15 protein-coding genes and 1 pseudogene are annotated in these 16,737 nt (G+C 59.3%); 5 read left to right on the top strand and 11 right to left on the bottom strand.

The genetic code is table 11. The features are described 5' to 3' along the window. Positions 1-32: 32 nt before the first annotated feature. Positions 33-739 (top strand): annotated as a pseudogene (locus RGCCGE502_RS39000) (SLAC1 family transporter); the annotation flags it as partial. Between the two features lie 13 nt (positions 740-752). On the opposite strand, the gene RGCCGE502_RS35835 reads toward RGCCGE502_RS39000, so the two are convergent. Continuing rightward, positions 753-1,710, bottom strand: a protein-coding gene (locus RGCCGE502_RS35835; RefSeq protein WP_114712961.1) for an IS630 family transposase whose coding sequence is annotated in 2 segments (ribosomal slippage) — positions 753-1,358 and positions 1,360-1,710 — 957 coding nt in all. Because the reading frame shifts where the segments join, the coding sequence is not laid out codon by codon here. Between the two features lie 92 nt (positions 1,711-1,802). Here RGCCGE502_RS35835 and RGCCGE502_RS28860 point away from each other — a divergent pair. Next, entirely contained in the window at positions 1,803-2,084 is a 282-nt protein-coding gene (locus tag RGCCGE502_RS28860) for an SLAC1 family transporter (protein ID WP_016557757.1), read from the top strand. 75 nt (positions 2,085-2,159) lie between these two features. Here the strand turns inward: RGCCGE502_RS28860 and RGCCGE502_RS28855 are convergent, their stop codons facing one another. The 6 genes from RGCCGE502_RS28855 to RGCCGE502_RS28830 all read right to left on the bottom strand — a co-directional run bounded on the left by RGCCGE502_RS28855 (position 2,160) and on the right by RGCCGE502_RS28830 (position 11,158). Next, positions 2,160-3,530, bottom strand: a complete 1,371-nt coding sequence (locus tag RGCCGE502_RS28855; RefSeq protein ID WP_016557756.1) for an alpha-glucosidase/alpha-galactosidase — start codon at positions 3,528-3,530, stop codon at positions 2,160-2,162. Between the two features lie 21 nt (positions 3,531-3,551). Continuing rightward, positions 3,552-5,219 (bottom strand): ABC transporter ATP-binding protein, encoded by a 1,668-nt coding sequence (locus RGCCGE502_RS28850; protein ID WP_016557755.1) that lies wholly within the window; start codon positions 5,217-5,219, stop codon positions 3,552-3,554. A 10-nt stretch (positions 5,220-5,229) separates the two neighbouring features. Continuing rightward, on the bottom strand, positions 5,230-6,363 hold the full coding sequence (locus RGCCGE502_RS28845) for an ABC transporter permease (protein ID WP_016557754.1): 1,134 nt from the start codon (positions 6,361-6,363) through the stop codon (positions 5,230-5,232). 1 nt (position 6,364) lies between these two features. After that, on the bottom strand, positions 6,365-7,372 hold the full coding sequence (locus RGCCGE502_RS28840; RefSeq protein WP_016557753.1) for an ABC transporter permease: 1,008 nt from the start codon (positions 7,370-7,372) through the stop codon (positions 6,365-6,367). 112 nt (positions 7,373-7,484) lie between these two features. Then, complete coding sequence (locus tag RGCCGE502_RS28835; protein WP_016557752.1) at positions 7,485-9,572, bottom strand: ABC transporter substrate-binding protein; 2,088 nt, start codon at positions 9,570-9,572, stop codon at positions 7,485-7,487. A gap of 119 nt (positions 9,573-9,691) precedes the next feature. Next, positions 9,692-11,158 (bottom strand): alpha-glucosidase/alpha-galactosidase, encoded by a 1,467-nt coding sequence (locus RGCCGE502_RS28830; RefSeq protein ID WP_016557751.1) that lies wholly within the window; start codon positions 11,156-11,158, stop codon positions 9,692-9,694. Between the two features lie 204 nt (positions 11,159-11,362). On the opposite strand from RGCCGE502_RS28830, the gene RGCCGE502_RS28825 reads away from it, so the two are divergent. After that, positions 11,363-12,253, top strand: a complete 891-nt coding sequence (locus RGCCGE502_RS28825) for an AraC family transcriptional regulator (RefSeq protein WP_016557750.1) — start codon at positions 11,363-11,365, stop codon at positions 12,251-12,253. A 21-nt stretch (positions 12,254-12,274) separates the two neighbouring features. On the opposite strand, the gene RGCCGE502_RS28820 is transcribed toward RGCCGE502_RS28825, so the two are convergent. After that, positions 12,275-12,988, bottom strand: a complete 714-nt coding sequence (locus RGCCGE502_RS28820) for a DUF899 family protein (RefSeq protein ID WP_040675924.1) — start codon at positions 12,986-12,988, stop codon at positions 12,275-12,277. A 613-nt stretch (positions 12,989-13,601) separates the two neighbouring features. Between RGCCGE502_RS28820 and RGCCGE502_RS28815 the strand changes: the two genes are divergently transcribed. Further along, a complete protein-coding gene (locus RGCCGE502_RS28815) occupies positions 13,602-13,937 on the top strand; it encodes a hypothetical protein (RefSeq protein ID WP_016557748.1) in 336 nt (111 codons plus the stop codon). A gap of 33 nt (positions 13,938-13,970) precedes the next feature. Here RGCCGE502_RS28815 and RGCCGE502_RS28810 read toward each other — a convergent pair whose 3' ends face one another. Continuing rightward, positions 13,971-14,717 (bottom strand): histidine phosphatase family protein, encoded by a 747-nt coding sequence (locus RGCCGE502_RS28810; RefSeq protein ID WP_016557747.1) that lies wholly within the window; start codon positions 14,715-14,717, stop codon positions 13,971-13,973. A 236-nt stretch (positions 14,718-14,953) separates the two neighbouring features. Here RGCCGE502_RS28810 and RGCCGE502_RS28805 point away from each other — a divergent pair, with 236 nt between their 5' ends. Continuing rightward, complete coding sequence (locus tag RGCCGE502_RS28805) at positions 14,954-15,292, top strand: hypothetical protein (RefSeq protein ID WP_040675837.1); 339 nt, start codon at positions 14,954-14,956, stop codon at positions 15,290-15,292. A gap of 169 nt (positions 15,293-15,461) precedes the next feature. Here RGCCGE502_RS28805 and RGCCGE502_RS39315 read toward each other — a convergent pair whose 3' ends face one another. Both RGCCGE502_RS39315 and hutC read right to left on the bottom strand, forming a co-directional pair. Then, positions 15,462-15,653 carry a hypothetical protein gene (locus RGCCGE502_RS39315; RefSeq protein WP_114714834.1) on the bottom strand — a complete coding sequence of 64 codons (192 nt, stop codon included), beginning with the start codon at positions 15,651-15,653 and terminating at the stop codon, positions 15,462-15,464. Between the two features lie 330 nt (positions 15,654-15,983). Next, complete coding sequence (hutC, locus tag RGCCGE502_RS28800; protein ID WP_016557745.1) at positions 15,984-16,706, bottom strand: histidine utilization transcriptional repressor HutC; 723 nt, start codon at positions 16,704-16,706, stop codon at positions 15,984-15,986. Between the last annotated feature and the right edge of the window lie 31 nt (positions 16,707-16,737).

The following is a 16,737-nucleotide window of genomic DNA, read 5'->3' as shown; positions in this document are numbered from 1 at the left end:
GCCCGCCCGGCACGTCGAACCGGAGGTTAAAGATGTCCATGGGTTCTTTACTCAAACCGAAGATTAACGCTACCCGATTGCCGCGTGTCCCGGCGGCCTTTTTTGGGATCGTCTGGGGGTGATCGGGCTTGGAAGCAGTTGGCGTGCTGCGTCCGCGATCCGGGCAGTGCCAGCAGGGATCGGCGAAGCTCTAAATCTTGTCGGTGTCGCCATCTGGTTGGTGTTGGTGATGCTTTATGCCGCGAAATGGATCGCCGATCGAAACGCAGCGCTGGCGGAGGCCGAGAATTCCATCCAATGCTGCTTCATCGGACTGGCAGGGGTTGCGACGATGCTGGTTTCGCTTGCGCTCATTCCCTACTCGCGGGTTGCGGCCATACTGATTTTTGCAATGGGTGCAATCTTTACGGCTCTCTTCGCACTCTGGCGAACGGGTGTCCTCTGGCGTGGCGGTCGGGACCCGACAACGACCACCGCCGTTCTTTTCTTGCCAACTGTTGCGGGCTCTTTCGTCACCGCGATCGTCGCGGGTGCGCTCGGCTATGCGGATTGGGGTCAGCTTGCCTTTGGCGCCGGCTTCTTTTCATAGCTTGCCATCAAATCCGTCCTGTTCAATCGGCTGCTGACCGCACCTGAGCTGGCCGAGCCACTGCGCCCAACGCTAGGCATTCAGCTGGCGCCACCGGCGGTGGGGAGCGTTGCCTACCTCAGCGTCACCGATCATATGCCCGATATGCTAGAGCGCCGTACGTTTAATCGAACCCATAGCCTGCGGCTGTAAAATAGTTTCGACATTCTTGGCTATTGAAGAGGTTGCAGATTGATCCGAGCGCATTTGAGAGTGCGTCAAATGTGCGAGCGGCGGCGGCTCTGAGATGGGCCTTAATTTTGGCGAAGGCCATTTCGATCGGATTCAAATCTGGCGAATAAGGCGGCAAAAACAGGAACCACGCGCCAACCTCCTTGAGGCAGGCGTTGGCTTTATCGCTTTTGTGAACGCGAAGATTATCCAGGATGACGACATTGCCTGGTTGGAGTGTCGGCGCAAGCTGGGTCTCTATGTAGGTGTCGAAGATTTCCCGGTTCATCGGCCTGTCGATAATCCAGGGCGCAGTAAGACCGAAACAGCGCAAGCCTGCAATGAATGTCTGTGTCCCCCAATGGCCAAAGGGAGCATCCGTGATGAGACGCTCGCCGCGCGGGGAGCGCCCGCGCAGCCTCACCATCTTTGTGTTCACTGAGGTTTCGTCCAAGAAAACAAGTCGATGCGGTTCAAATCGCATCCGGGGTTGGCGTTTCGAAATCCAGACATCACGATCGTTTCGGATATCAGCGCGAGCGCGTTCCGACGCCAATATTTGTTTTTTTATATGTGTATCCCTGCGTTATCAGAAACCGCGACAGGGACGATGGTGGAATGACCAACCCATGTTCATCGTCAAGGCGACGGGCAAGCTCTGGCATGGTGATATCCGGTTTGCCTTCGACCTGTGCGACTAGGAAATCGCGAAACGCCGACAGTTTCCCGGCACCTGGTGGCCTTCCTTGACGCGCGGGGGTTATCAGCCCGGTCCGCTCCCGGCGTTGCAGCAGTTTGATCGCACTGCTGTCGCTAATTGCGAAATGACGGGCAGCCGCTCGCCGTGATTGGCCGCTAGCGACCATGGAAACAACACGCTGACGAAGATCAACAGAATGAGATTTACCCATGTGATTCACCTCCAACCGCAGTGAATCACACCGATACCCTCGTGAAAACCCCACTCGATTCTCAATTCAAGTGCGATGCTCTAGTGCACGCGATGCTTGGCTACGCTATTCTCCAGGCGCTGCTCCTTTTGCGCATGCTCCCATGGATCGGCAAGCAGCCCTTTGCGGCATCTTATTGGGCGTTCACCTTCGGCATTACTGCACTCTCGACCGCAAGCCTCAGCATGGTCGCGCGGGGTGATCCGGGTCCCGTGCACATGCTGGCGCCTATCCTCTTTGTGCTCGGCAACATTGTTGTTCTGACGATTGCGGTCGGAACAGTTCTGCTGCTTGCCCGCGGCAAACTGCTTCCGGCTGCGGCTCCCGCAAGGTGAGGATAGCAACGCAATAGAAAAAGTCCCGCGGCGGTGCCGCGGGACTTCTTGGGGCCGTGACCGGGAGAGAGATGGTCAGGCGGCCTGAACCTTACGGCCGGTGCGCGCCCATGCCGGCAGCCAGTCCCCGTGGGCGGCGAGCAGGTCGTCTACCATCGACCAGATCTGGTCGAGGTCGAGCTCGGCGGCCGTGTGCGGGTCCATCATTGCGGCGTGGTAGATGTGCTCGCGGTTTTCCGTCATCAGTGCCTGGACGGTCAGTTCCTGGACGTTGATGTTGGTGCGCATCAGCGCCGTCAGCTGCGGCGGCAGGTCGCCGACGAAGGTCGGTTGGATGCCTGACGCGTCAACCAGGCAGGGCACCTCGGCGGCGCAGTTGGCGGGCAGCGAAGTAATGCAGCCGTTGTTGCGGACGTTGCCGTAGATCACCGATGGCTCGCCGGTCCAGACCGAGTTGATGATCGACGAGGCATATTCCTTCGACTGCTTGACCTCGATCTTCTCCGCCGAGCGATAGGCCTCTGCCTGCCCCTTCCAGCGTTCGATCTGTTCGATGCAGCGCTTGGGATACTCGTCGAGCGGAATGCCGAACTTCTCGATCAGGTCCTCGCGGCCTTCCTTGATGAAATAGGGCGTGTATTCGGCGAAGTGCTCCGAGCTTTCGGTGACGAAGTAACCGAGGCGCGTCAGCATTTCGTAGCGAACCTTGTTCGGGCAGCGTGGGTTCCAACCGGGCTTCGGCGCGCGGCCTTCTCGGTACGCGCGGACCAGATCCGGATAGAGGTTCTTGTAGGAACCGTCCGGCTGACGATGCTCGAGCTTCAGGTAGAAGGCCATATGGTTGATGCCGGCCGATCGGTAGCGGATTTCCTCGTAGGGAATGTCGAGGTCGTGGGCGAGCTCCATCGCCGTGCCCTGCACCGAGTGGCAAAGGCCGACCTGCTTGATCGTGGGATACTTTTCCGCGATTGCCCAGGTGTTGATCGCCATCGGATTGACGTATTGCAGCATGATCGCCTCGGGGCAGACGGCGAGCATGTCTTCGCAGATCTTCCACAGATGCGGAACCGTGCGCAGGCCGCGCATGATGCCGCCGACGCCGAGCGTGTCGGCGATCGTCTGGCGAAGGCCGTACTTCTTCGGGACCTCGAAGTCGGTCACCGTGCAGGGCTCGTAGCCGCCGATCTGGAAGGCGACGACCACGAAGTCGGCGCCGGTCAGGGCCTTGCGCTGGTCCGAGTAGGTCTCGGCCTTGGCCGTGACGCCAAGCGTCGAGATCAGCTTGTTGACGACGATGGCGCTTTCTTCCAGCCGCTGCGGGTTGATGTCCATCAGGGCGATGGTGGCACCTGACAGCGCCGGGCGCTGCAGCACGTCGCCGATGATGTTCTTCATGAAGACGGTGGAGCCTGCACCGATAAACGTGATCTTGGGATTTCTTGCCATTATAACCTCCGGCATGTGCAATCAGGCTACCTCGAAAGCGGCTTTGACGAGCCGTTCCGTGTAGGCGGTCTTGGGATTGGTGAGAACTTCGTTGACAGGTCCCTCTTCCATGATCTTGCCATGCTGCATTACAATCACCCGGTGGCAGAGGGCACGCACGACCTTGAGATCGTGCGAAATGAAGAGGTAGCTGAGGCCGCGCTCGTCCTGCAGCTTGCGCAGCAGTTCGATGATCTGCGCCTGGACCGAAAGGTCGAGTGCCGATGTCGGCTCGTCGAGCAGGATGAATTCCGGCTCGAGCGCGATCGCCCTTGCAATGGCGATACGCTGGCGCTGGCCACCCGAGAATTCGTGCGGAAAGCGCGACAGGATATTGCCTGGCATACCAGCTGCAATCAGCGCCTCGCGGACGCGGTCGAGCCGTTCGGCTCTTGTTGCTCCGAGCTTGTTGACAACGAGCCCCTCCTCGATGATCTGGCCGATCGTCATGCGCGGATTGAGTGAGGAGAACGGATCCTGGAAGACGACCTGCATGCGCGAGCGCAGAGGACGCATCTCAGCACGCGATTTTCCGTGGATCGGCTGACGATCAAAATAAATCTCGCCTCCATCGGTATCGTTCAGCCGAAGCAGCGCCTGTCCGAATGTGGTCTTGCCGGAGCCGGACTCCCCGACGAGGCCGAGCGTCTCGTGGCGGCGAAGTGTCAGGCTGAGGCTGTCGACGGCGACGAGCTCCTTCAGTTGTGGTTTGAAGAAGCTGCCATGCCGCATCATGAAGGACACGCGTACGCCCTCGGCGTCGAGGATGACGTCGGACCCTTCCGGCAGCGGGTTGGCCTGCCCCCGCGGCTCAGAGCCTAGCAGGTGCTTGGTATATGCATGCTGAGGATTGGCGAAAAGCTTCTCGGTCGTGTTGTGTTCACGCATCTCGCCATGCTGCATGACGTAGACGTAGTCGGAGAACTGCCGCACGACCGTGAGATCGTGGGTGATCAGGATCACCGCCATCCGCAATTCCGTCTGCAGGTTGCGGATCAGGTTGAGGATCTGCGCCTGGACGGTGACGTCGAGCGCCGTCGTCGGTTCGTCAGCAATCAGCACGTCGGGGTCGTTGGAGAGCGCCATGGCGATCATCACGCGTTGGCGTTGGCCGCCGGAGAGCTGGTGCGGATACTGCTTGAGCCGTGCTTCTGGATCGGGGATCTGAACATGCTTCAGCAGTTCCAGTGCGCGCGCTTCCGCTTGCTTCCTGCTCATCTTGCGATGCACGCGAATGGCCTCGACGATCTGGCTCCCGATCGTATAAATCGGATTCAGTGAGCTCATCGGCTCCTGAAAGATCATCGATATCCGGTCGCCACGCAGTTTGCGGCGCTCGCGCTCGGAGAACTTCAGTATATTGGCGCCGTCATATTCGACGGTCGACTTCGGTGCGACCACGGCACGCTTCGACAGAAGTCCCATGACGGTTCTGGCTGTCACCGATTTTCCCGAACCGGATTCACCGACGATCGCGATGGTCTCCCCGCGGTAGAGCTGGAAGGAGATATCCTTCACCGCCTCCACGGTCCCATGCTCGACCTTGAAATTGACGCCGATGTTGCGGGCGTCGATGACGGGGCTTTCCTTGTGCGCTTCGTGATCGAAACGGACGGATGGGGCGAAGGAGTTGACGAGTGCAAGTGCCATGTTCTTCACCTCAATAGGGATCGACTGCGTCACGCAGGCCGTCGCCCAGCGCATTGAACGCGAAGACGGTGACGAGCACGAAGCCGACGGGCGCCAGAATCCACGGATAGGTGCCGATCACCGAGTAATTGGCGGTGTCCTGCAGCATCAGGCCCCAGGAGATCAGCGGCGGCTTCACGGCAAAGCCGAGGAAGCCGAGGAAGGATTCAAGCAGCACAACGCTCGGGATATGCAGCGTCACGGCAACGATGACGTGGCTCATCACGTTCGGGAAGATGTGCTGGAAGATGATACGCCGGTCGGTAGCGCCGACGGCCATCGCTGCCCGGACATAGTCGATGCGGGCGAGCGCCAGCGTCTTGCCGCGCACCTCGCGCGACATCTGTGCCCAGCCGAGTGCCGACATGACGACGATGACGAAAGCGAGGAAGACATTGGTCGGCGCGGTCACCGGGATCAGCGAGGTCAGTGCTAGGTAGAGCGGCAGCTGCGGAAAGGCGAGTACCACTTCGACGAAGCGTTGCACCCAGGTATCGAACGCGCCGCCGAAATAGCCGGACACCATGCCAACCGTCGTGCCGATCACGGTCACGATGAAGACCACGGTGAGCGCGATCGTCAGTGAAATCCGCGACCCGATAATGGCACGCGAGAGGATATCGCGGCCGAACTTGTCGGTGCCGAGAAAGTGGACCGGCTGGCCGTCGACGGAGCCAAAGAAGTGCCGGTTCGTCGGAATGAGGCCGAGAAGCCTGTATTCGGCACCCGGCACGAAGAAGCCGAGCATGCGGGGATTGTCGTAGTCCGGGCCGACGATGGGCTGGAAAGTGACAGGGTCAAGCTCTTCCGATTCCCCCAGCGCATAGACGCGCGGCGGATAGGTTAGATTGCCGTCCTTGTCGTGAAAGCTGATCATCTGCGGCGGCGCGAAGCCGACGTCGGTCGCCTTGGGATCCATCGGCGCGAAGAAATCGGCAAAGACGGCCATAAGCAGCAGTAGGCCAACCAGAATCAGGCCCATCATGCCGGTCCAGGAGCGTCTCAGGCGACGCCAGACGAGCGAAAGATAGCTCTCGTTGCCATGCGGTGCGTTCTTCACGGATTCTTCGTGCGGCGGTGGGGGAGCGGAATCGAAGGCGAGCATGTCAGGCTCCTCCGTACTGGCGGACACGCGGGTCCAGCATGGCAAGCAGCATGTCGGCGATGATGTTGCCGACGATCAGCGTCGCTGAAAGAACCATCATGAAGGTTGCAGTAACGTAGACGTCGCCGATCGCCATAGAGCCAACAATCGCCGGCCCGACGGTGGGCAGCGAGAAGATGATCGCAGTCTCGATTTCGCCTGTCAGCATGTATGGGAGCACGACGCCCTGGTACATGACGAGCGGGTGGAGTGCGTTCGGCACGGCATGGCGCATCACGACAGCCCCACCCGACAGGCCCTTGGCACGAGCCGTCTCGACATATTGCGCGTTCAGCGTATCCAAGAGATTGCCGCGCATGACGCGCATGTTGTACGCGAGGCCGCCGAAAGTGGCGATGGCGACAACAGGCCAGACGTGGCTGACAAGGTCGACGAATTTCGCCCAGGACCACGGCGCCCCGCCAAATTGCGGCGAGAAGAAGCTGCCGATCTCCGAGACGTTGAACTGGAAGACGAGGAGGTAGACGATGATCAGCGCCATCAGGAAGCGCGGCACCGTCATGCCGAGAAAAGAGACGCCCGAAAGCAGGCTGTCGATCCAGCTGTACTGGCGCGTTGCGGCCCAGATACCGAAGCCGATGCCAAGCACCGATGCGAAGATGTGGCAGACCAAAGCAAGCGCCAGGGTACGCGGCAGCCGCTCGGCCACGACATCCGCGACGGGCTTGTTGTAGAACATGCTGTAGCCGAAATCGCCTTGCGTCACGATACCTTTGACCCAGTTGAAATACTGGATCACCATCGGCTGATCGAGGCCATGAGCAACGCGATAGGCCTGGGCCTGCGCATCGGCGGCCGCGAAGGACGCGCCACTCTGATTGATCAGTTGCGAACGGATGTAGTCGGCATAGTCACCGGGCGGAGCCTGGATGATCGCGAAGGTTACGATGCTCAAAATGATCAGCACCGGGATCGCAGAGGCTATGCGCACGAGCAGGAATCGTAACATCGGACGGTTCGCTTCTCCTTGCCGCCGGTCGCGCCTGTCGGTGCGGCCGGCTTGTTGATATTGCCCGGCCGCGCTTCACGCGCGACCGGAGTCCTCGGTTGGGAGGGAGTTCTTAGTTGATCGGGCCCTTTTCACCGGGCTTGCCGGGCAGCTGTTCAGGGAACAGTTCGTATTTGCCCTGCTTGTCGGCAGCCACCCACAGACGTTCGCGGATGACGGAGTCTTCAGCCCAGTTGAACATGAAGATCGGCGTGCCTTCGGGGACGTTCGAGAAACGCTTGTTGATGATCAGTGCACCCGGATATTCCGTGAGGCCGACCGTATCGACATTCTCGGTCGCGACCTTCTGGTACTGTTTCATCAGTTCAACACGCTCGTTGTTGTCCTGGCTGGTCTGGAACTTCGTTACGATGTCCACCAGCTTTTCTTCATAAGGCATCAGGTCAACCTTGCCGTCCTTGCCAGCGCGATGCTGCCAGCTCGTACGTGGGCCGACGGGCGCCAGCTGCTCGGTATTCTGCACAACCGAGGCAAGTTCGGGCGAGCTGCGCTGGATGAGCCAATCGAAGCGACCGCTGTAGTGGGCGTCATCACGCTTGGGGCCGTCCAATGCATTCAGGATCACCTTCAGGCCGAGCTTTTCCATCTGCCCGATGACGCCTTCGGCAAGGCTCTTGTCTGTCGCGTAGCCGTTGTTGACGAGCAGCACGATCTCGACGTTCTTGCCGTCGGCCGTCCCCGCAGGGAAGTTCACGAACCCGTCGCCGTCGGTATCCTTGAGGCCGGCCTTGGCCAAGAGCTCCTTGGCGCCCTTCAGGTCGAAGGGATAGTAGACCACGGAATTGCGGTCGTAGAAGCTCGTGCCCGAGGAGAGGCCGCCGGGATAAATCGCGGTGAACGGACCCTTGACCAGGGAGTCACCGATCGCCTTGCGGTCGAGACCCATGGTGACCGCCTTGCGGAAATCTTCATTGCGGTTCAGATCGCGGAGGGCCTGACCACGAGCATCAGGATCGCCCCAGCCGTTGGCGGACAGGTTCATGCGCATGTTGTAGCCGATCAGGCGCGGACCAAAGGCGAGGCGTGCAGGTGCGGTCTTCTCGGCAGCGCGCTTCAGCGAAGCCACGAAGTTTTCCGGCTGCTCCAGGTTGGAAATGTCGCCGGACCCGGCAACGGCCTGCACGTCACGGTCAGCCCAGGTGGAGAGCTTGTAGTGCAGTTCGTTGAGGTAAGGCAGCTGATTGCCTTTCTCGTCGACCTTCCAGTAGTAGGGGTTGCGGCGCATGACGATGATGTCGTCCGGACGGTATTCGACCGGCACCCAGGCACCCATGACCGGTATGTTCATATATTCCGGCGGGAACGTATTCTTGAACTGGTCATAGGTGTTCTTCGAATACTTCGGATGCTGCGGCTTCAGAATATGCGAGGGGCCCGGGCAGAAGCTCGGATAGGCCATCGTGTAAAGATACTGCTTCGGGAACGCTTCCTTGAAGGTCCACTCGATGGTGTAATCATCGATCTTCTTGAGCGTCGTTCCCTCGCCGAAGGCCTCCGGCGAAGCGCCGCCGCCAAGCGGCGAAACGTTCGGATCGATGACTTCGTCTTCCCAGTAGAACATGATGTCGTCAGCGTTGAACGGTACGCCATCCGACCATTTCGCACCTTCGACGAGGTGCATCGTCAGCTTGTGGCCGTCCTGCGACCACTCCCAGCTCTTGGCGAGGTTCGGAAGCGGCTCGGTGTCCTTGGCCTGAACCTGGAAGAGCGGTGCGGTGCGCGTCAGGCATTCCGAAAGGCCGATGTCGATGCCGCCCCAGCCCTGCGTCTGGCCGGCGCCGTAGTTCCAGCCTTCCGGCCGTCCGCCGATAACGTGACGCATGGTGTCGCCGTAGACCCCGATGCCATCAACCATGTTCTCGGTCTTGAAGACGAGCGGTTCCTTGGGAAGGCGATCCTTGACGGGCGGCAGCTTGCCGGTGTCGACGAAGTTCTTCTTCACCCAATCCGGTTCGTTGTAGGACGGAAGCGCCTTGAACTCTTCGATCGAATCTCTCGATACGTATTTGATCTTGCCTTCCGCCGGGAATTGCGGCGGAACGGGCGGTACCGTCGGCTCGGAGGCGTAGGCGCTCAAAGCCGAGACTGAGACGCTCAGCGCCAGTCCGGCAAGAACGCCAATGTTGCGGAAATTTCTCATCGTTTCTCCCTCTTGCTTCAGGGTGCCTTCGGCAGCCCCGCTTCTCCTCAACGATCCGATGACGGGCTTGTGATGATGGGGCCCTCCCGAGCCCCATCGCCACCCGTCGTCAGCGAAATTCAGACAGCCTGCTTGAGCGCGGCCTTCTCGGCACGCAGCTCGTCGATCGAGCGAACATTGCGGCGCGCCGCACCGGCCCACTCGCGGGTTTTGACGGTTGACTTGGCCAGGCGTTCCTTCGCTGCCGGAACCGCATCTGCATATTGCGGCAGCCAGCGGGCCTGGGCGGCAACCATTTCATCGACCATCTGCCAGACTTCCTCGGGCGTCGCGACGGCGCCGACCAGCGGGTCGTGCAACACGGCGAGCTTCAAAAGGTCGATGTCGCCGCTAACGGCTGCATGTACCGACATGCGCTGGACGTTGATCGAGGCCATGCAGGTCGCGGCGCAGGCCTCCGGGAGGGTGACGCCTGACACCATGTTGATGCCGAAGCGGTCGACGAAGCCGGGCGACTCGATGATCGCATCCGACGGCAGGTTGGTGATGACGCCGTTGTTCTTGACGTTGAAGTGGCCACGATAAATGCGTCCGGTTTCTAGCGCCTCGAGAATGTGGCTCGCATGCTCGTTCGAACGCCTGGACCGATCGATTGGCTTCGACGCCTGCTCCAGGAACTGCGGAAATTCCGTTTCGAACCAGTTGCGGGTCTCGGTGGAATGACGCAGGTACCCACCGGTTTCGCCATGGATCCAATCCGACATGTCGATCCACTTGGTGATTTCATCGGGACGCTTGCGGTACCAGGGAAGGTACTCGGACAGATGCCCGTTGCTTTCCGTGGAATAGACGCCGAAGCGCTTCAGCACGTCGATGCGCAGCTTTTCCTGCTGCGAGAAGACAGGATGCGCCTCGAAAGCGGCAACCAGCTCGTCCTTGCCAATCTTGCGACCGTTGAGCTTCAGATCGACGAACCAGGTCTGATGGTTGATGCCAGAGCAGACGTAGTCGAGTTCGGAGGGTGATTGCGCTCCAAGCACTTCTGCGATCTGTTCGGCGCCGTGCTGGACACCATGGCAGAGACCGACCGTGTCGACCTTGCCATATTCGATCGCGGCCCAGGTGTTCATTGCCATCGGGTTTGCGTAGTTCAGGAACTTCGCACCCGGTTCGGCGACTTCGCGGATGTCTTTGCAGAAATCCAGAATGACAGGGATATTGCGCTGGCCGTAGAGAATGCCGCCGGCGCAAATCGTATCGCCGACGCACTGGTCGATGCCGTATTTCAGCGGAATGCGGATATCGTCGGCATATGCTTCGAGGCCACCCACACGCACGCAGCTGATGATGTAACGAGCACCCGTCAGTGCCTCGCGCCGGTTCGTCGTCGCCGTCACCTTGGTCGGCAGCTTGTTGGACGACACGATCGTGTCGAGGATTTGCTTGATCATCTGGAGATTGTGTTCACTCATGTCTGTGAGCGCGAACTCAACATCCTGGAATTCCGGCACACAAAGGATGTCGGTGAACAGTTTTTTCGTGAAGCCGACGCTGCCCGCGCCGATGATAGCGATTTTGAAACTCATGATCCTTGCCTCAATGCGATCAAATGTGCCGGCGCTGAACGATGAGAAGAAGAATAGGACGCGGGCTTGCGCTCGACGCCAAAAAAGGCCAGAAATCCGGCTGAATTCTCCTCCCCGCCGCTCCTCGGTGCTGGCGGTGTTCTCTCTCTTGAGGGCGGATTATGCGCATATTTGGCGGGGCCGCCAGAGAAGGATTATGCTTTCATGGGTAATTCTGTGCTGCAGAAATTGATTGACAACGGACCGGTGATGCGGACCGTGTCGCTGCCGCGTGGCCGCCAGAGTCTGCACACAATGCCGACCAGCACTGGCTACGAGATCCGTGAGAACGCGACCTACGACTGGGACGGCAGAAAGCGCGGGCAGACACCCTTCACCGTCCTGCAGCATACGATCAAAGGCGCGGGCAACCTGCGCTACGAGAATCGGCAGCTCCGCGTGAAGGAGGGTGAGACTCTGCTTGTCCTCGTTCCGCATAATCACCGTTACTGGCTCGAGGACGGGGACCGCTGGGAGTTTTTCTGGATTTCGATGAACGGCGACGAGGCACTGCGCATCCATCGCTCGATCCTCGCAGTAACCGGACCGATTCTGAAGCTGCAACCGCAAACGGTGGAGCATCTGGCGGACTGCAGTCTGCGGCTGATCAACGGCGGGGAAACGCCTGGGCTGGCCTCTTCAATCGCCTACGAGGCAGCGATGGCGCTATACGACGACGTCTTCGGCTCGCATCCGGTCTTCAGTGAAGAATACCGGACGATGCAGCATGTTATTGACTACATCATGGCAAATCTCGAGCGCCCGCTGCCCGTCGAGGATCTTGCGCGGGTCGCGGGCCTCAGCAGGGCACATTTCTCGCGAATGTTCGCAGCCAACGAGGGCCTGCCGCCGGCCGAGTTCGTCCTGCAGAAGCGGTTGAAGCGCGCTGTCAAATTGCTGACCAAAACCGCGAACATGCCCGTAAAGGAGGTGGCGATCCGCTCAGGCTTCGAAGACGCCAACTACTTCTCGAAGGTATTCCGCCGCGTCTATGGCACGAATCCAACCGAGTTTCGTACAACAGGCATGTATGCGAGCGTCGGCAAGGGACGCTGACGCCCGCGGCATGCGTGGAAGTTACCACATGCCGTCGTAGCTGAGCTTTGGATACCAAGCCGGGGGCCGGCCTTCAGGCGTTGTATCGAGCACCGTCCAGAGCGGCATGAAATCCGGTGCGCCCCGCGGATCCTGGCCGGGATCGGCCGTTACCGGCCCCATTTCCGGGTTCCAGAAGTGCCTGACCACACCATCCTTGATCGTGAAGACGTTATAGGCTGCGTCATCACTGCCATCAGCGCCAATGGCGTGATAGTCGCGGCTGAACTCTTCTGTCATGTCTGAGTAGAGGGGCAGGTGGTGCCAGCCTCGTTCCTTCTTGAATGCCAGCAACCGCTCAATGGGCGAGCGCGCGACAACCGCGAAGGCGACCTGCTGGCGAATGTCAGGGATTTCTCCGTCGAGCGCCGACAGCATGGAAGTACACATCGGGCATGGCTGTTCACGCTGCGGTCCGTACATGTAATTGTAAATCACAAGTGTCGGCTTCTCTCCGAACAGATCTCTCAATGTAACCTCGCCATCCGCTCCGCGAAAGCGGTAGTCCTTCGAAACCTGCCCGCCAGGCGGCAATGCACGGCGTTGCTCGGCGACACGCTCGATATGCCGTCGCAGTTCGATTTCTTCGGCAAGGAGTTCGTCGCGCGCTTTCCTGTATTCGCTACTTTCGTTTGGAAAGGTGACGGCGTTTCTCCGAGCCAGTTCTCTGGCAGAGACAAGATTGTTCTGGTCCATCATGAGACTCCTCCTTTGTTGTGCAACGACCGCAAACCTTGCACCGGTCGTCATCCTGACAAGGAACGTTTGAAAAAAGCGAAAATCGACAGGTGCCTGAAATTTTCTCCGAAATTTCCATCCGTTCGCGCCACCACATTTGCGCTCGGCTGCGAGAGGCCTCATCATGTTGTTGGCACTTATGAGAGACCAGGGGGAGAGATGTCTCAAGTCCTCAAGAACAAGTTTCAGGGCTAGCTGCCGCTCCAACCGCGATGGGCTCGCTTCACAGCTCGCGGTCGCGGATCAAGCGGCAAAACATCGATCCGGTGCCGCTTCTGAGGCGCACAAACCTCTCGCAGGTATCGCTCGATGAACGACGGCGCATCAGCGTGCCCTCGCAGATAAATTGGCCGCCGCTCACCCCCGGGGGGCATCCTTTTCCGGCTTGACCACGGCTTCTCGCCGATTGCCATTCCCCGGAAATTCCATTGGCTGGCTCAATCCCGAGTGGCGCCCTTCCCGCTTCTGATTTACGACCTATGTCCCCTTCATCCTTCATCTCCTGGAAGGAAGACGGAGGCCTCCAGTCATCGGTTGACCGGTGCGGATGTCTCCCTCCACGGAGGCTACGATGAAAACCTTGGTATCGCTGTTTGAGGCTGCCATTCTGGCGGCCGGCTCACCGGTCGTTTCCAACGATGGCACAGGCCTCGAGCGCGCCCAGGCCGTCTGCTCTTTTCTTCAGGGGACCGGCCTGAACGGCGATTGCGAAGTGGACGCCGGGGAGACGCTCATCGAGGTTTCTCTTGCCGGCCAGTACGACAGTCCCGCAGACTGTCCTAAGGTGGCTGACATGCTGCGGGCGCACGGTTTTCAACTGGGTCCGGATTGGGAACTGCGGATCAAGGCCAGCATCAAGGACGAGCCGGAGGTTACCGAGTGCGGCCTGTCATCTGCTCGCCATTAGCACCGGCAAAGACGTCGCATATATGACGTCTGCCTATGGTTTTTGTCTCGGGGCAAACGTCAATTCTGATCCGTGGGCCATACGCAGCTCGTCATCACCTTCCATCCGGTCGGTCGCCCTGTGCAGCAGGGACGAGCTGTATCCTGAGGAACGATTTCCCTCGATCAATGTGACGTCGGAATTTCCGGGATTGTCGGAGCGCTCAAACCAGTCGACAGCAAGGTGGAGAAAATTCATTTCGAACGCCCGGTTCGTCACGCCATGTCCCACGATAATGACATCGTTGGATATGCCGGAGAGATCGTCGATTACCGTTTGCAGGAAAAGCCGAAGACGCTGGGCGACATCCGCCCTGCTCTCCCCGTCGGGCGGCCTTGCATAGAATTTTCCACTGGTGCTGCGCAGCCTGGCCCATTTTTCGAACTCATCCGGAAACTTTTGCCGACGCTCCGCATGATCGTATATTTCCGTGAAAAGCCCAAAGTCCTGCTCGCGAAGCAGGTAATCCTCCCTTACTGCGCCTATGCGTTCGGGCGGTAGGGTTTCGAGAAGCGCGTCCTTGCTTTGCCGGGTCCGCAAATAGGGAGAGTACCAAATGTCCAGTCTGGCGCTGCCGGTCTGCGGCAGTCCAACGAGGTAGGACGCCAACACCTGACCGGCCGTTTGCACTTGCCGGTAACCCCATTGCGTCAGAGGAACATTGTGGTCGCCGAACTCACCGTAAGCCTTTTCGTCAATGTTGCCGAGGGATTCTCCATGTCGGACCAGAAAGATACGCATCGCCGTCGTGTGTCTCGATGTCAGGTGCCCTCATCATGACGACAAAGGACGTGCGGTTCAATCGGGGGGAGTCTTTCGCGGGAGCAGCAGGTAACGTGAGGTGCGATCCGTGGGGACGATGTTTCTCCTCAAGACATGGGAGGCAGCGTTGAGCACTTGCAATTTCTGAGGGATCTGACGTTATGACCGAGAATTCATATCCATTTCCGATCGCTGGCTTTTGGTGTCGACAATCAATGAACAGATGCCCCTTCCCGCTCGTGGCTTTCCCGATGCTCGCACTCACCCTTCCAGCGCTCGCCGAAACGCGCCCGCTATCGGAGGTCACAAAAAAGATCGAAGCTCAGATCTTACGTCAGAATTCACGCCAGGATATCGAGTGCTACAAGTACATCCTGAAAGATTTCCAGCAGAGGAAAGTCAGGAAAGCCGATGTGTTTGTCGTCTTCGATGATCCAGGCATCGAGGGCATCGGGATCGGAATATCAGAGACCGACGCAAACTACAGTTGCGAAGGCGGCGAGATGAGGGTCTGGGAAGCCGGAAAGTACTCTGTCGTGAAGCAATTTCGTTAGAATTTGGCGAGACACCAACCGAAATCGTCTACGAAACCTGGCAAGCCTAGCAGAGGACGTCCGCAGCGAGAGGGACGCCACGCTCCGGCGCTTTTAGACGAACGGTCCTCGACCGAACTGCAACGCGTGTCGGCGACGTCAAACCACCCCGCTGATCTGGTAAAAGCGCCTAATAGCTGCAGGGTCGATCGTTGCCGAATCCGCCACTGCACGCGGGTCTGAGATCAAAGTCGGCATTGTGTCTGCCATACCCGACCGACCCCGTCGTCAGAGGTGCCTCGGAGCTGGTTGAACATGCCGATGCGAGACCTGCAATAGCGACGAGCATTCCAATGGATATCATTCTTCGAAGCGTGTCCATCACAGCCCCCGTGCAACACTATCAGTGATAGAACTTAGCCTCGCCGGGCTTCTCGGAAATAGGCCGAACCAATCAACATTTCGTCATCTTGGTGGGCACCGTAAGTTTCCCGGCAAGGAGCAAAATACAGCTGCAGCGAGAACAGTAGATATCACTCTCCACAATCTGCGATCCGCTCCATAGCAAAAGGCCTGATTGCCCATGCTTTGGAGGCGAAGCCGCGGTGATGCGGTGTGGACCCGCACGTTGGCTCTTACCGCCAAATCTGTTACTGAAGCACTGCGACGGGGAATATCCGACCACGAGTCGATGATGGTTGCTGCCGACTTGCTATTGCGACGCCGGGGTGAAGCGCGCTACCAACGCATGGCGGTCACCTGGATAGGTGAAGCGGACATGGGTGACTGGTCCGACATTGCTCCAGGTACGTCGCTCGACAACCAGGCAGGCGGTATGACGCGGTATATCCAGTGCAATGGCTTCGTCGGCGCCGGCCGAGACGGCGTGGATTCGGTGCTCGGCGCTGCTCCATGGTATCTGGTTGATCAGCCACGCACCCGGCGCCATTTCAGCGAAATTTTCTTCGGCGGCTTCCGGGACGGTTGAAAGGCTGATCAGGCGCTCTTCCAGGCAGAAGGGCCGCCCGCCCGCATGATGGATGCAGGACACGTCCACCACCGACGATCCCGATGCAACATCGAGGCGGATGATGTCGTCCGGCCTCGCCTTGCGATGCTCGCGCTTCGATACGGCGTAGGAATAGGCGAGGTTCAGTGACTGAACCTCCGCCCGGATATCGTGGATCTCAAGCACAGCCGATTGCGCTTGAGGCTGCGTCACGAAACTGCCCGACTTCTTCCTGCGCTCGATGAGGCCCGCCTTGGCCAGTTGCGTAAGCGCCTTGTTCACGGTCATGCGCGAACAGTCATATTCCTTGGTGAGATCCACCTCGAACGGGATGCGATGGCCAGGAGGCCATTCGCCCGAGACGATGCGGCCTTCGATCTCGCTCACGATCCGCTGGTGCAAGGTTGTGTCCTTGCCTTGATTCATCGCCACGCTCCAGTTGGTGACTTCCCGCTCT

It is taken from the genome of Rhizobium grahamii CCGE 502 (assembly GCF_000298315.2).
GTDB classification, from domain to species: domain Bacteria; phylum Pseudomonadota; class Alphaproteobacteria; order Rhizobiales; family Rhizobiaceae; genus Rhizobium; species Rhizobium grahamii.
Note: the sequence above shows the minus strand (reverse complement) of the source record. Positions and strands in the feature narration are given on the sequence as shown.

Excerpts from the sequence above, each read along its gene's own strand:
- RGCCGE502_RS28860 (WP_016557757.1), top strand. The coding sequence starts at position 1,803 with ATGCTTGGCTACGCTATTCTCCAGGCGCTGCTCCTTTTGCGCATGCTC.
- RGCCGE502_RS28855 (WP_016557756.1), bottom strand. The coding sequence starts at position 3,530 with ATGGCAAGAAATCCCAAGATCACGTTTATCGGTGCAGGCTCCACCGTC.
- RGCCGE502_RS28850 (WP_016557755.1), bottom strand. The coding sequence starts at position 5,219 with ATGGCACTTGCACTCGTCAACTCCTTCGCCCCATCCGTCCGTTTCGAT.
- RGCCGE502_RS28845 (WP_016557754.1), bottom strand. The coding sequence starts at position 6,363 with ATGCTCGCCTTCGATTCCGCTCCCCCACCGCCGCACGAAGAATCCGTG.
- RGCCGE502_RS28840 (WP_016557753.1), bottom strand. The coding sequence starts at position 7,372 with ATGTTACGATTCCTGCTCGTGCGCATAGCCTCTGCGATCCCGGTGCTG.
- RGCCGE502_RS28835 (WP_016557752.1), bottom strand. The coding sequence starts at position 9,572 with ATGAGAAATTTCCGCAACATTGGCGTTCTTGCCGGACTGGCGCTGAGC.
- RGCCGE502_RS28830 (WP_016557751.1), bottom strand. The coding sequence starts at position 11,158 with ATGAGTTTCAAAATCGCTATCATCGGCGCGGGCAGCGTCGGCTTCACG.
- RGCCGE502_RS28825 (WP_016557750.1), top strand. The coding sequence starts at position 11,363 with ATGGGTAATTCTGTGCTGCAGAAATTGATTGACAACGGACCGGTGATG.
- RGCCGE502_RS28820 (WP_040675924.1), bottom strand. The coding sequence starts at position 12,988 with ATGGACCAGAACAATCTTGTCTCTGCCAGAGAACTGGCTCGGAGAAAC.
- RGCCGE502_RS28815 (WP_016557748.1), top strand. The coding sequence starts at position 13,602 with ATGAAAACCTTGGTATCGCTGTTTGAGGCTGCCATTCTGGCGGCCGGC.
- RGCCGE502_RS28810 (WP_016557747.1), bottom strand. The coding sequence starts at position 14,717 with ATGCGTATCTTTCTGGTCCGACATGGAGAATCCCTCGGCAACATTGAC.
- RGCCGE502_RS28805 (WP_040675837.1), top strand. The coding sequence starts at position 14,954 with ATGAACAGATGCCCCTTCCCGCTCGTGGCTTTCCCGATGCTCGCACTC.
- RGCCGE502_RS39315 (WP_114714834.1), bottom strand. The coding sequence starts at position 15,653 with ATGGACACGCTTCGAAGAATGATATCCATTGGAATGCTCGTCGCTATT.
- hutC (WP_016557745.1), bottom strand. The coding sequence starts at position 16,706 with ATGAATCAAGGCAAGGACACAACCTTGCACCAGCGGATCGTGAGCGAG.